The 12,096-nt window shown below is 67.9% G+C and carries 12 protein-coding genes; 2 read left to right on the forward strand and 10 right to left on the reverse strand.

Annotated features, from left to right (window positions below; all coding sequences use genetic code 11):
- Positions 1-82: 82 nt before the first annotated feature.
- Positions 83-1,006 carry an ABC transporter substrate-binding protein gene (locus G6N58_RS22080; RefSeq protein WP_435406189.1) on the forward strand — a complete coding sequence of 308 codons (924 nt, stop codon included), beginning with the start codon at positions 83-85 and terminating at the stop codon, positions 1,004-1,006.
- A gap of 20 nt (positions 1,007-1,026) precedes the next feature.
- Positions 1,027-1,476, forward strand: a complete 450-nt coding sequence (locus G6N58_RS22085; RefSeq protein ID WP_115277274.1) for a hypothetical protein — start codon at positions 1,027-1,029, stop codon at positions 1,474-1,476.
- Here the strand turns inward: G6N58_RS22085 and G6N58_RS22090 are convergent.
- From G6N58_RS22090 to tkt, 10 genes are all read right to left on the reverse strand, one after another.
- Complete coding sequence (locus G6N58_RS22090) at positions 1,403-2,209, reverse strand: ABC transporter ATP-binding protein (RefSeq protein WP_115277273.1); 807 nt, start codon at positions 2,207-2,209, stop codon at positions 1,403-1,405. The two genes, G6N58_RS22085 and G6N58_RS22090, sit on opposite strands and share 74 nt — an antisense overlap.
- On the reverse strand, positions 2,206-3,246 hold the full coding sequence (locus tag G6N58_RS22095; RefSeq protein ID WP_115277272.1) for a FecCD family ABC transporter permease: 1,041 nt from the start codon (positions 3,244-3,246) through the stop codon (positions 2,206-2,208). The genes G6N58_RS22090 and G6N58_RS22095 overlap by 4 nt, the downstream gene beginning before the upstream one ends.
- On the reverse strand, positions 3,243-4,196 hold the full coding sequence (locus G6N58_RS22100) for an iron chelate uptake ABC transporter family permease subunit (protein ID WP_435406374.1): 954 nt from the start codon (positions 4,194-4,196) through the stop codon (positions 3,243-3,245). The genes G6N58_RS22095 and G6N58_RS22100 overlap by 4 nt, the downstream gene beginning before the upstream one ends.
- Before the next feature lie 65 nt (positions 4,197-4,261).
- Entirely contained in the window at positions 4,262-5,062 is an 801-nt protein-coding gene (locus G6N58_RS22105; protein WP_115277271.1) for a siderophore-interacting protein, read from the reverse strand.
- A 44-nt stretch (positions 5,063-5,106) separates the two neighbouring features.
- Positions 5,107-5,487 (reverse strand): ATPase, encoded by a 381-nt coding sequence (locus G6N58_RS22110; RefSeq protein WP_115277270.1) that lies wholly within the window; start codon positions 5,485-5,487, stop codon positions 5,107-5,109.
- 17 nt (positions 5,488-5,504) lie between these two features.
- Entirely contained in the window at positions 5,505-6,245 is a 741-nt protein-coding gene (gene pgl, locus G6N58_RS22115) for a 6-phosphogluconolactonase (RefSeq protein ID WP_068916699.1), read from the reverse strand.
- Positions 6,242-7,153, reverse strand: a complete 912-nt coding sequence (gene opcA / locus G6N58_RS22120; RefSeq protein ID WP_068919811.1) for a glucose-6-phosphate dehydrogenase assembly protein OpcA — start codon at positions 7,151-7,153, stop codon at positions 6,242-6,244. The genes pgl and opcA overlap by 4 nt, the downstream gene beginning before the upstream one ends.
- Before the next feature lie 2 nt (positions 7,154-7,155).
- On the reverse strand, positions 7,156-8,688 hold the full coding sequence (zwf, locus tag G6N58_RS22125) for a glucose-6-phosphate dehydrogenase (RefSeq protein ID WP_115277269.1): 1,533 nt from the start codon (positions 8,686-8,688) through the stop codon (positions 7,156-7,158).
- The gene (gene tal, locus G6N58_RS22130; RefSeq protein ID WP_115277268.1) at positions 8,685-9,800 is read right to left on the reverse strand and encodes a transaldolase; all 1,116 of its coding nucleotides are present in this window, start codon (positions 9,798-9,800) and stop codon (positions 8,685-8,687) included. The genes zwf and tal overlap by 4 nt, the downstream gene beginning before the upstream one ends.
- A gap of 12 nt (positions 9,801-9,812) precedes the next feature.
- Complete coding sequence (gene tkt, locus G6N58_RS22135; protein WP_115277267.1) at positions 9,813-11,903, reverse strand: transketolase; 2,091 nt, start codon at positions 11,901-11,903, stop codon at positions 9,813-9,815.
- Between the last annotated feature and the right edge of the window lie 193 nt (positions 11,904-12,096).

A 12,096-nucleotide genomic window follows, 5' to 3' on the forward strand; every position in this document is an offset into this window, starting at 1 on the left:
ATCTTTGGTTAGGCTGTTCTAACATCGAGTCGTGATGTCGAGCAGCCGAAGCGTCCTGCGCTTTTTCGCCGGTGTGGTGACGATGGTGCTGGTGATCACCGGGTGCGGTTCTGCGGAGAACTCCGCGAGCGAGGCCCCGGAGGGTGTCACCATCACCCACAAGTTCGGCGAGACCGTCGTCCCCGCCGACCCGCAGCGGGTGGTGACCGTCGGCTGGACTGACCAGGACTACGTGCTGCCCTTCGGTGTCGTGCCGGTGGCCAGCCGCGAGTTCTTCGAGGAGTACAACGATTACCCCTGGGTGCAGGAAGCCACCGGCGGCACGCCCATCCCGACCTGGGGCGCCGACGAGATCGACTTCGAAGCCATCGCTGCAGAGCGCCCCGACGTCATCTTCGCCATCTACGAGACCATCGATCAGCAGACCTACGACCGGCTTTCGCAGATCGCCCCGACGGTGGTCCAGTCCGCGGACTACGCCGACGAGGAGACACCCTGGGATGTGCAGTTGCTGACCACCGGCACGGCGCTGGGCAAGGAGTCCGAAGCCCAGGATCTGGTGGCGCAGGTGCAGGGCCGTATCGACGAGGCCAAGACCGCCAACCCCGAGTTCGCCGGCAAGACGCTGGTGGTCGACTTCGGCCCGGAAAGCGGCGGGCACTGGCTGCTGCCGGAGAACGACCCGCGCCGCTCCCTGTTCACCGCACTGGGTTTCGCCACACAGGACGTCGACGGTGATGTCAGCGAGGAGAAGCTGGACCTGCTCAACCGCGACGTGCTGTTCGTCAACGGCGCCACCAAGGAACAGATGCTGGCCTCGCCGGCCTTCGCGCGGCTGCCCGTGGTCACCCAGGACCGCACCCTCTACACCACTTTCGAGTCGAATCTCAGTGGCGCACTGACCTACAGCGGCCCCGACGCGCTGCTCTACGCCCTCGACGTGCTGACTCCGCAGCTGGCCAATGCCTTGAATGGCCGACCCGTGGCGGATCTGGCCGACGCCTGAGCGGGTCTAGACTCGACTGCATGTCGGTGAGCGGATTCGCTGGGACCCGACCCCCGCGCGACGAGGTTTTGCTTCTGGGCCTCGTGGACTGGGTGCCGTTGGAGCGGATGCATCAGGCGGTCGTGGATGCCGATCCGGAGCGGCCGCCAGCGCAAACACAGCAACAGACGTTGAACCTGATCAATGACCTGGCCTCCGAGGGCCTGTTCACCATCGGAGATCTGACCGGTGAGGGTTCGCGTTTCGCGCCGTGGGCGATGACCATAGATCAATCTCTGCAGCGCATTCGGGACGTCTACGTCGACGGCTTTGACAACCCCGATTACTGGTTCTGGTTCTGTTGGCTGGACCTCACCGAGCGCGGGCAGCGCCTCGCCCAGCCGCTGGAGGACTCCCTCACCGCCGCCGGCGCAGATACGGTGACGCCACCGGCACCACCAGCGGAGTCCCCGTCTGCGGATCGTCGATGATCTGGCAGGCCAACCCGTAGACCTCGGACACCAGCGCCTCGGTGATCACGTCCGTCGGATCACCTTCGGCGACAATGTGTCCGGCCTTCATGGCGATGATGTGGTCGGCGTAGCGGCAGGCGTGGTTCAGGTCGTGCAGCACCGCCACCACGGTGCGGCCCTGCTCACGGTTCAGGGCCGCGAACAGATCCAGCAGCTCGACCTGGTGCGCGATGTCCAGATAGGTGGTGGGCTCGTCGAGCAGCAGCAGCGGGGTCTGCTGGGCGAGCACCATCGCCACCCAGACCCGCTGGCGCTGACCGCCGGACAGTTCGTCGACCAGCCGGGCCGACAGGGCCTCGACGTTGGTGGCGCGCATCGCGTCGGCCACCGCGGCTGCATCCTCGGCGGCCCACTGCCGCAACACCTTCTGGTGCGGGAAGCGTCCCCGGGCCACCAGGTCGGCGACCGTGATGCCCTCCGGGGCGATGGAGGTCTGGGGGAGCAGGCCCAACCGTCGGGCCACTTCCACGGTGTGCAGGGTGGAGATGTCGGAGCCGTCCAGGATCACCTGTCCACCAGCGGGTTTGAGCAACCGCGCCAACCCCCGCAGCAGGGTCGACTTGCCGCAGGCGTTGGGACCCACGATGGCGGTGATCCGACCGTCGGGGATGTCCACCGACAGGTCGGTGATGACGGTCGTGCGGTCGTAGCCGATGGTGAGGCGCTCGGTACGCAGACGGGGCACGGTCATCGGCTCCTGGCTTGGGTGACGAGCAGGTAGATCAGGTAGGCGCCGCCCAGGGACACGGTGACGGCACCCACCGGCAGTTCGGTGGCGAGCAGATGCTGGGCGAGCACGTCGCCGATCAGCAGCAGCACCGCACCCATGACCGCCGACGGCACCAGGCCCACTCCCGGGGTGGCGGTGAGGCGCCGCGCGATCTGCGGTGCCGCCAGCGCGATGAACGTGATGGGACCCGCTGCGGCGCAGGCAAAGGCGACCAGAGCGACGCCGGCTGCCAGGTACATCAACCGCACCCGCTCGGTGCGGACACCCAGTGCGCCCGCGGCGTCGTCGCCCAGCTGCAGGATCGGCAACTGCGGGCCCAGCGCCACCAGGGCTGCGCTCACCATCGCCACGCAGACGGCCATCGGCAGCACCTGCGCCCAACTCAGCCCGCTGAGCGTGCCCTGCTGCCACACCGACGCGGTGACGGCGGTGTGGAAGTCCAGCTTGATCACGATCCACTGGTTCACCGAGTTCAGCACGGCGCTGACGCCGATGCCGACCACGATCAGGCGATAGCCCGCCACCCCGTTGCGGTAGGACAGCGCGTAGACCAGCGCCGCGGTGAGCAGCGCACCCACCAGCGCGCCGCCGGCCACCGCGTAGTAGCCGACGCCGACGGTCGCCAGGACCGCCAGTGCACCGGTATAGGCACCGAAGTTGATCCCGATGATGTCGGGGCTGCCCAACGGATTTCGCGTCAGTGCCTGGAAGACGGCCCCGGACAGACCCAGCGCCGCCCCGACGAGCAGCGCCATCAACAACCGCGGCAGGCGCCACTGGAGAACCACCACCCGGTCGAAGGACGTGTTGGTACCGGCCAGCACACCGAGGACGTCGGCGGGTGCCACCGGGTACTTGCCGACGCCGACGGCGACGACGGCCAGCACCGCTGCGCCGGCCAGCAGGGCGCCCACCACCACGACCGCGCGCAGCGACATGCGCACCGACGCGCCGCCGAGGCGCACCACGCACTGGCGCCGGGCGAAAGCCACCGTCATGCCGCGCCCTGCCTGCGGATCAGCCAGATCAGCACCGGCGCACCCAGGAACGCCGTAACGATGCCCGCGGGGAGCTCGGCGGGCCGGATCACCACCCGGCCCACGATGTCGGCTGCTAATAGCAGAGCCGGCGCGACCACGGTCGCGTAGGCCAGGATCCAGCGCCAGTCGGGTCCGGTGAAGCGCCGTACCGCGTGCGGCACCATCAGCCCGATGAATCCGATGGGGCCTGCGCCGGCGGTGGCGGCGCCGGCCAGCAGGGTTACCGCGGCCAGGCTCAGCACCTGGGTGCGGACCACGGTGGCACCCATGCTCCTCGCCAGGTCGTCGCCCAGGGCGGTGACGTTCAGCGAGCGCGCCACCACCACACACAGGATCACCCCGGCCAGGATGAACGGGCTGATGGCCGCGGAGATGTCCAGGCCGCGGGCATCCAGAGCCCCCGCGTCCCAGAACCGCATGTTGTCAAACGCCCGCGGATGGCGCAGGCGGACGGCGAAGGCGATGCCGTCGAGCACGGCGGCGACTGCGACGCCGGACAGCAGTACCCGCACCGGGGTCGCCGCCCGGCGGCCTGTCATACCCACCAGGTACACCAGAACCATGGCGAACAAAGACCCGCCGAAGGCGAACCAGATGTAGCCACCCACATCGCGCACACCGAAGAAGGCGATCGCACTCACCACGAACAGCGCTGCGCCGGAGTTGATTCCGAGGATCTCGGTGTCGGCCAGCGGATTGCGCCCCACTGCCTGGATGAGGGCGCCCGCCAAGCCGAGCGCCAGGCCGACCAGGAACGCCAGCACCGTGCGGGGAATCCGGAGATCGTGCACGATCCACTGGTCCCCGATGTCGCGGTGGTCGGTGACGGCCTGCCACACCGTGCTCAGTGCGACGTTCTCGGTGCCGATGGTCAGGCTGGCCACACACATCAGCGTCAGCACCACCACCGCGACGCCCAGCCCGAGGGCGCGGCGGTCGGTTGAGAGCTGGTGCGGGCGTGCTTCGGTAGTGGTCAGAGGCCGGCCCGTTCGAGCGCCTCGTCGAACTCCTCGAAGGCCACCTTGTCGCTCTTGCCGGCGGCCAAGGCCTGCTGGTAGATCGCCACCACGTCGTCGCTGACCAGTGCGAACTGTGCATCCCAGGTCGCGGAGTCGACGCGCCAATAGCCGGTGACATCGAACCGCTCGATGCCCCAGCCGAGGCTGCGCAGGTATTTGCGCACGGCGCGGGACTCGGCGGCTTCCCCGGCGAACCAGCAGTAGCCGGTGCCGGCCGGCAGGGTCAGGTCACGGGTCAGAGTGGCGAGAGCGCTTGGTGCATGGCCGTTTCCGGTACCGACCGAGGAGGTGAGCGTGACATTCGGACGCTGCGGCAGGTAGTGCAGGTCGTCCTGGGCGGTGACTTCGGCGATCACCACCGTCGGCATCGCGGCGGGTAGGTTCTCGATGATGCGAGCACAGGCGGGCAGCCCCGACAAGTCGGTGACCAACAACTGCCAGTCGGTGTCGACGGGCGGTCGGTACCAGCTGCGGGCGTGGTCGAGGCCCACCCGGTCGCCGGGGTGGGCCTGCCGCGCCCAGGTGGTGCCAGGGCCAGTCGCATGCAGCACCACGTCGACGTCGATGCGGGCCCCGCGCTGGGCGCGCACAGAGTAGTTGCGACCCTCATCGGAGCCGGGGAAGTAGACGCCGACGGCCGAATCGGCTGCCGCGGTCACCGCCAACGCATCGGGGTCCTCGATGTCGAGCGTGATGCGCACCAGGCGAGTGCTCAGCGGGGTGGTCGCAACAACGGTGGCGTTCGAGAAGCTCATCGATGGACAGGCTAACCTAACCGCCGTATCGCAGCGGGCCCTGCCTAGAGACCGGTGCGCTGCCGGACCGCGCTGAGCATACCGCGCACCGCGCCCTCGGTGGCCGAGATGGGGGCCACCACGGCTTCGCCGACGCCGACAATGCGTTCCACCCGCTCGACGATGGACTCCAGCCGGTCGACGATGACCAGCAGCCGCGGCGCCAGCTCGTCGATCCGGCTGATGGTGGCGTTGAAGCGCTCCATGGTCGCGTCGAGGTTGTCGGTGGAGCTGTTCAGGTCCTCCAGCGTCTCGGCGAGACCGGCGAGCACGGCGTCGACCTGTCCCACCGTGACGTCGGCGTTGAGTGCGGCCTGAGCGAGCGTGCGCAGTCGTTGCTGCGCGGGACGCGGCGTGGCCGCCGTGCTGACGTCTCTGTCTGCCATGCCGCCATTATGGCGGGCTACAGCTGGGACGCGGCTCCGGAATCCAGTAGCCAGACGGTTTTCTCCGAACCCACCGCGCCGGCGGCGGGCCAGTCCAGCGGGTCGGCACCGCCCAAGGCAGCAGCCACCGCCTCGGCCTTGCCGTCGCCGGACACCACCAGCCACACCTCGCGGGAGCGGGCCACCGCGGGGAAGGTCAAGGTGATTCGTCGCGGGGGCGGCTTGGGGCAGTCCTCGACGCCTACTACGAACCGGGACTTCTCCGCGGCCTCGACGGTGTGCGGGAACAGTGAGTTGACGTGGCCTTCCGGACCCATCCCCAGCAGGTGCACGTCGAAGCGCGGAGTGGGCTCACCGTCGGGGGCGTTGGCAGCGAGCACCTGCGCGTACGCCAGCGCCGCGGCGTCGATGTCGGCGCCGAACTCCCCGTCCGACGCCGGCATGGTGTGCACGTTGCGCGCCGGGATGTCGATGTGATCCAGCAGCGCCTCGCGGGCCTGCTTGTCGTTGCGCTCGTCATCGGACTCCGGGACGTAGCGCTCGTCGCCCCAGTAGAGGTGCACCTTGGACCAGTCGATGTCCGCGCCCGCCGAGCGGACCCGCTTGAGCAGCCCGATTCCGGTGCCGCCGCCGGTCAGGGCAATGGCGGCCTGGCCGCGTTGCGCCAGCGCCGCGGTGATGGCCGACACCAGCCGGTCGCCAGCTGCTGCGACCAGTTCGTCTGTGTCGCTGTACTTCTCGACGACAGTTTCGCTCATGAGTAGTGCACCTTGTCGATTCCCTTCAGTGCTTCGAAGTAGATCTCGTCGGAGTCCAGCCTGCGCATGTCCTCGGCCAGACATTCCTTGGTCTCTCGCCGGGCCAGGGGCACCAGGGCGTCCGGGCGAGCGGTGCGACTCAGCGTTGCGGTGCGGCCCTCCTGCGGGCGGCTCAGCGTGATGGTCTCGGAGCCGCGCACCAGTTCCACCTTGAGCTCACCGACCACACGTCGCACCGGACCGTCGATCCGGGTGGCCAGCCAGCCGGCCAGCACGTCCAGCGCCGGCTCGTCGGCCAGCCCCGACACCACGGCCGACTCCAGCGGTTCGTGCGGCGCCTGGTCCAGCGCCGCGGTCAGCAGCGCCCGCCAGTAGGTGATCCGGCTCCATGCCAGATCGGTGTCACCGGCGGTGTAACCCGCCGCGCGTGACTTGATGGCCGCCAGCGGATCGGCATCGTTGGTGGCGTCGGTGATGCGGCGAATCGCCAACTGCCCCAGCGGATCCTGCGACGGATTGGCCGGAGCGATATCGGGCCACCACGTCACCACCGGGGTATCGGGCAGCAGGAACGGCATCACCACGCTGCTGGCGTGGTTGGCCAGCGGACCAGACAGCCGCAGCACCACCACCTCGTTGGCGCCTGCATCGCTGCCGACCCGCAACTGCGCATCCAGGCGTGCCTTGTCGGCCAGGCGGTCGGCGGGGCTGACGACGATCACCCGGCACGGATGCTCACGGCTGGCCGCGTTGGCCGCATCGATGGACTCCTCGAGCACCGCCTCGGTGTCAGGGGCGATCACCAGCGTGAGCACACGGCCCAGCGTGATGGCCCCGCCCTCTTCGCGCAGCGCGACGATCTTCTTGTTGATGGCACCGGTGTTGGTGTCCGGCAGATCGACGATCATGGCTAGGGCCGCCTCCATTCACGGCCCGAACGCCGCAACATCTCGAACGCCGACTCCGGGCCCCAACCGCCGGACTCATACGGGTCCGGCTTGCCGTGGCTGGCCCAGTACTCGAGCGCGGGATCGAGGATCTTCCACGACAATTCGACCTCTTCGTTCACCGGGAACAGCGACGGCTCACCCAGCAGCACGTCCAGGATCAGCCGCTCGTAGGCCTCCGGGGACTCCTCGGCGAACGCCGAACCGTAGGAGAAGTCCATGCTGACGTCACGGACCTCCATCGCGTTGCCCGGCACCTTCGACCCGAAGCGCAACGTGATGCCCTCGTCGGGCTGCACCCGGATCACAAGCGCGTTCTGCCCGAGTTCCTCGGTCATGGTGGCGTCGAAGGGCAGGTGCGGCGCGCGCTTGAACACCAGAGCGATCTCGGTGACCCTGCGGCCCAACCGTTTTCCGGTCCGCAGATAGAACGGCACCCCCGCCCAGCGCCGGGTGTCGACGTCCAGGGTGATCGCGGCGAACGTCTCGGTGGTGGAGGTCTTGGAGAACCCCTCCTCATCGAGCAGGCCGTCCACCTTCTCGCCGCCCTGCCAGCCCGTCGCGTACTGCCCGCGGGAAGTGGTCTCGTCGAGCGGTTCGGCCAACCGGGTGGCCGAGAGCACCTTGATCTTCTCGGCCTGCAGCTCGTCGGGGGAGAAGCTCACCGGCTCCTCCATCGCTGTGAGCGCCAGCAGCTGGATGAGGTGGTTCTGGATGACGTCGCGGGCGGCGCCCACGCCGTCGTAGTAACCGCCACGCCCACCCAGGCCGATGTCCTCGGCCATCGTGATCTGCACGTGGTCGACGTAGTGCGCGTTCCACACCGGCTCGAACAGTTCGTTGGCGAACCGCAGCGCCAGGATGTTCTGCACCGTCTCCTTGCCGAGGTAGTGGTCGATGCGGAACACGGACGACTCCGGGAAAACGCTGTTCACCACGCCGTTGAGCGCCTCGGCGCTGGCCAGGTCATGACCGAACGGCTTCTCGATGACCACGCGGGACCAGGAGCCCTCGGGCTTCTCGGCCAGCCCCGATTTCGACAGCTGCTCACACACCACCGGGAACGCGTTCGGCGGGATCGACAGGTAGAACGCGTGGTTGCCGCTGGTGCCACGTTCGGCGTCCAGGGTGGTCAGCGTCGACTTCAACCGCGCGAAGGCGTCGTCGTCGTCGAACGTGCCCTGCACGAACCGGATACCTTCGGCCAGGCGGTCCCAGACCTCCTGCCGGAACGGCGTGCGGGCATGCTGTTTCACGGCGTCGTAAACGACCTTCGCGAAATCCTCGTCCGCCCAGTCGCGGCGCGCGAAGCCCACCAGAGCGAAGGTCGGCGGCAGCAACCCACGGTTGGCCAGGTCGTAGATGGCCGGCATCAACTTCTTGCGGGCCAGGTCACCGGTGACGCCGAAGATCACCACACTGCACGGCCCCGCGATGCGGGGCATGCGCTTGTCGCGCTTGTCCCGCAGCGGGTTCACCAAGGCGCTCTGCGTCATTTCTTCTCGTCGAGCTGACCCTGGGTGGCCTCCATCAACTCCTGCCACGACTTCTCGAACTTCTCGACGCCCTCGTTCTCGAGTACCAGGAACACATCGGTGAGGTCGATACCGACGCCGGCCACCTTGTCGAAGGTCTCCTGCGCGGCGGCAGCAGTGCCGGTGATGGTGTCGCCGGTGACGACGCCGTGATCGGCCACCGCGTCGAGGGTCTTCTCCGGCATGGTGTTCACCGTGTTGGGCGCCACCAGTTCGGTGACGTACAGGGTGTCGGAGTAGTCGGGGTTCTTCACGCCGGTGGAGGCCCACAGCGGGCGCTGCACCCGGGCGCCGTCAGCCTTGAGCGCCTCGAAGCGCGCGCCGCCGACGAACACCTCCTCGTAGGCGGCATACGCCAGGCGGGCGTTGGCCACCCCGGCCTGACCGCGCAGCGCCAGCGCCTCCTCCGAGCCGATGTCCTCGAGGCGCTTGTCGATCTCGGTGTCCACGCGAGACACGAAGAACGACGCCACCGAATGGATCTTCGACAGGTCGTGACCGGCCTCCTTGGCCTTCTCCAGGCCCTTGAGGTAGGCGTCCATGACCAGGCGGTAGCGCTCCACCGAGAAGATCAGGGTGACGTTGACCGAAATGCCCTCGGCCAGCACCGAGGCGATGGCGGGCACGCCGGCTTCGGTGGCGGGGATCTTGATCAGCACGTTGGGCCGGTCGACGATCTTCCACAGCTCGATGGCCTGCTGCACCGTCTTGTCGGTGTCGTGGGCCAGTCGGGGATCCACCTCGATGGACACCCGGCCGTCTACTCCGTCGGAGGACTTGTAGATGTCGGCGAACACGTCGCAGGCGTTGCGCACGTCATCGGTGGTGACGGTGCGGATGGTGGCGTCCACGTCGGCGCCGCGTTCGGCCAGTTCCTTGACCTGGGCGTCGTAGGCCTCGCCCTTGGACAGGGCGGCCTGGAAGATCGACGGGTTGGTGGTGACGCCGACGATGCTCTTGGTGTCGATGAGCTCCTGCAGATTGCCGCTCTGCAGGCGGTCACGGGACAGGTCGTCGAGCCATACGGATACGCCGGCGGCGCTCAACGCCGCGAGGTTCTCGTTCTGAGTCATAGTGCTGGGTCCTTAGTTGTTGATGGTGCGTTCGGCGGCGGCGGCGACGTTCTCGGGGGTGAACCCGAACTCACGGAACAGCGTCTTGTCATCGGCCGACTCGCCGTAGTGCTCGATGGAGACGATCTCGCCGGTGTCGCCGACCAGCTTGTACCAGCTTTGCGCCACTGCGGCTTCGACGGCCACCCGGGCCGAGACAGTGGGCGGGAGCACCGAATCGCGGTACTCCTTGGGCTGGCTCTCGAACCACTCGACACACGGCATCGACACCACGGCGGCCTTGATGTCCTTCTCCGCCAGCAGCTTCTTGGCCTCGACGGCCAGTTGAAGCTCGGAGCCGGTGCCGATGATGATCACGTCGGCGTCGGCGGCGCTGCCACCACCGAGGACGTAGCCGCCCTTGGCGACACCCTCGGCGCTGGTGCCCTCCAGAACCGGGATGCCCTGACGGGTGAGGATGAAACCGACCGGGCCGCTGCCGTTGCCGCGGGCGATGATGCTGCGCCACGCGTACGCGGTTTCGTTGGGGTCACCCGGGCGCACCACCGACAGGTTCGGGATGGCGCGCAGCGCGGCCAGGTGCTCGATCGGCTGGTGGGTGGGACCGTCCTCACCCAGACCCACGGAGTCGTGGGTCCAGATGTAGATGGTGTCGATGTCCATCAGGGAGGCCAGCCGCACCGCGGGGCGCATGTAGTCCGAGAACTGCAGGAACGTACCGCCGAACGCGCGGGTGGGTCCGTGCAGCACGATGCCGGACAGGATCGAGCCCATGGCGTGCTCGCGGATACCGAAGTGCAGCACCCGGCCGTACCAGTCGGCCTGGAAGTCGTCGGTGGAGATTGACGGCGGGCCGAACGACTTCACGCCCTTGATGGTGGTGTTGTTCGAACCGGCCAGATCCGCCGAGCCGCCCCACAGCTCCGGCAGTTTGGGCGCGACGTCGTTGAGCACCTGGCCGAAGGCGGCGCGGGTGGCGACGGCCTTGGAGCCCGGCTCCCAGTAGGTGATGTCGGCGTCCCAGCCGTCGGGCAGTTCCTCGGCGGTGAGGCGGTCCAGCAACTTCTTGCGCTCCGGCTCACGCTCGGCCCAGGCGTCGAAGTCGGTCTGCCACTTCGCGTGGGCTTCCTGGCCGCGCTCGACGAGCTTGCGGGTGTGCTCGATGACCTCCGGGCGGACGTCGAACTTCTTGTCCGGATCGAAGCCCAGGATCTTCTTGGTGGCGGCCACTTCGTCGTCACCCAGGGCGGAGCCGTGCACACCGCCGGTGTTCATCTTGGTGGGGGCGGGATAGCCGATGATGGTGCGCACCGCGATGAACGACGGTTTGTCGGTGACCTTCTTGGCTTCTGCGATGGCCTTCTCGATGCCGACGACGTTCTCGCCGCCCTCGACCTCCTGGACGTGCCAGCCGTAGGCGCGGTAGCGATCGGCGACGTTCTCGCTCAACGCAATGTCGGTGTCGTGCTCGATGGAGATGTGGTTCTTGTCGTAGAACACGATGAGGTTGCCCAGCTGCTGCGTGCCTGCCAGGGACGAGGCTTCGCTGGTGACACCCTCTTCGATGTCGCCGTCAGAGGCGATGACGTAGATGTGGTGGTCGAACGGACTCTCACCCGCGGGGGCGTCGGGATCGAAGAGGCCACGCTCGTAGCGGGCCGCCATCGCCATGCCCACCGCCGAAGCCAGACCCTGGCCCAGCGGGCCGGTGGTGATCTCCACGCCCTTGGTGTGGCGGAACTCCGGATGCCCCGGGGTTTTGGACTTCCAGGTGCGCAGCGCCTCGATGTCCTCGAGTTCGAGGCCGAAACCGCCGATGTAGAGCTGGAGGTACAACGTCAGGCTGGAATGCCCGCAGGACAGGATGAACCGGTCGCGGCCCAGCCAGTGCACGTCGCTGGGGTCGTGGCGCATCTGGCGCTGGAACAAGGTGTACGCCAGCGGGGCAAGGCTCATGGCAGTGCCGGGATGGCCGTTGCCGACCTTTTGCACCGCGTCGGCGGCGAGCACGCGCACCGTGTCGACCGCTGCCGAGTCGATGTCGGTCCAGTCCTCGGGATGGTGGGGTTCGGTCAGCGTCGCGATTTCTTCGACGGTGGTCACAGGTTCACTCCTCGATGGCGTGTCTGGTTGGCAGGCCGCACCATCCAACCCTAGTGCTCGGTGGCGACCGAGTGCAGGCTGCATTCGGACAGTGTTCGTTCTCCCGTTACGGTGGGTAACGCGGAATCGACCCTGCGGTAATCCACGACTCGATCGTCGGTCTACCATCGTCTGTAGTAGATGCAGTGGGGCG

The organism is Mycolicibacterium tokaiense (assembly GCF_010725885.1).
In the GTDB taxonomy this organism is placed as follows: Bacteria; Actinomycetota; Actinomycetes; order Mycobacteriales; family Mycobacteriaceae; genus Mycobacterium; species Mycobacterium tokaiense.

Coding starts and splice junctions, on each gene's coding strand:
- G6N58_RS22080 (WP_435406189.1), top strand. CDS start 83: ATGGTGCTGGTGATCACCGGGTGCGGTTCTGCGGAGAACTCCGCGAGC.
- G6N58_RS22085 (WP_115277274.1), top strand. CDS start 1,027: ATGTCGGTGAGCGGATTCGCTGGGACCCGACCCCCGCGCGACGAGGTT.
- G6N58_RS22090 (WP_115277273.1), bottom strand. CDS start 2,209: ATGACCGTGCCCCGTCTGCGTACCGAGCGCCTCACCATCGGCTACGAC.
- G6N58_RS22095 (WP_115277272.1), bottom strand. CDS start 3,246: ATGACGGTGGCTTTCGCCCGGCGCCAGTGCGTGGTGCGCCTCGGCGGC.
- G6N58_RS22105 (WP_115277271.1), bottom strand. CDS start 5,062: ATGAGCTTCTCGAACGCCACCGTTGTTGCGACCACCCCGCTGAGCACT.
- G6N58_RS22110 (WP_115277270.1), bottom strand. CDS start 5,487: ATGGCAGACAGAGACGTCAGCACGGCGGCCACGCCGCGTCCCGCGCAG.
- pgl (WP_068916699.1), bottom strand. CDS start 6,245: ATGAGCGAAACTGTCGTCGAGAAGTACAGCGACACAGACGAACTGGTC.
- opcA (WP_068919811.1), bottom strand. CDS start 7,153: ATGATCGTCGATCTGCCGGACACCAACACCGGTGCCATCAACAAGAAG.
- zwf (WP_115277269.1), bottom strand. CDS start 8,688: ATGACGCAGAGCGCCTTGGTGAACCCGCTGCGGGACAAGCGCGACAAG.
- tal (WP_115277268.1), bottom strand. CDS start 9,800: ATGACTCAGAACGAGAACCTCGCGGCGTTGAGCGCCGCCGGCGTATCC.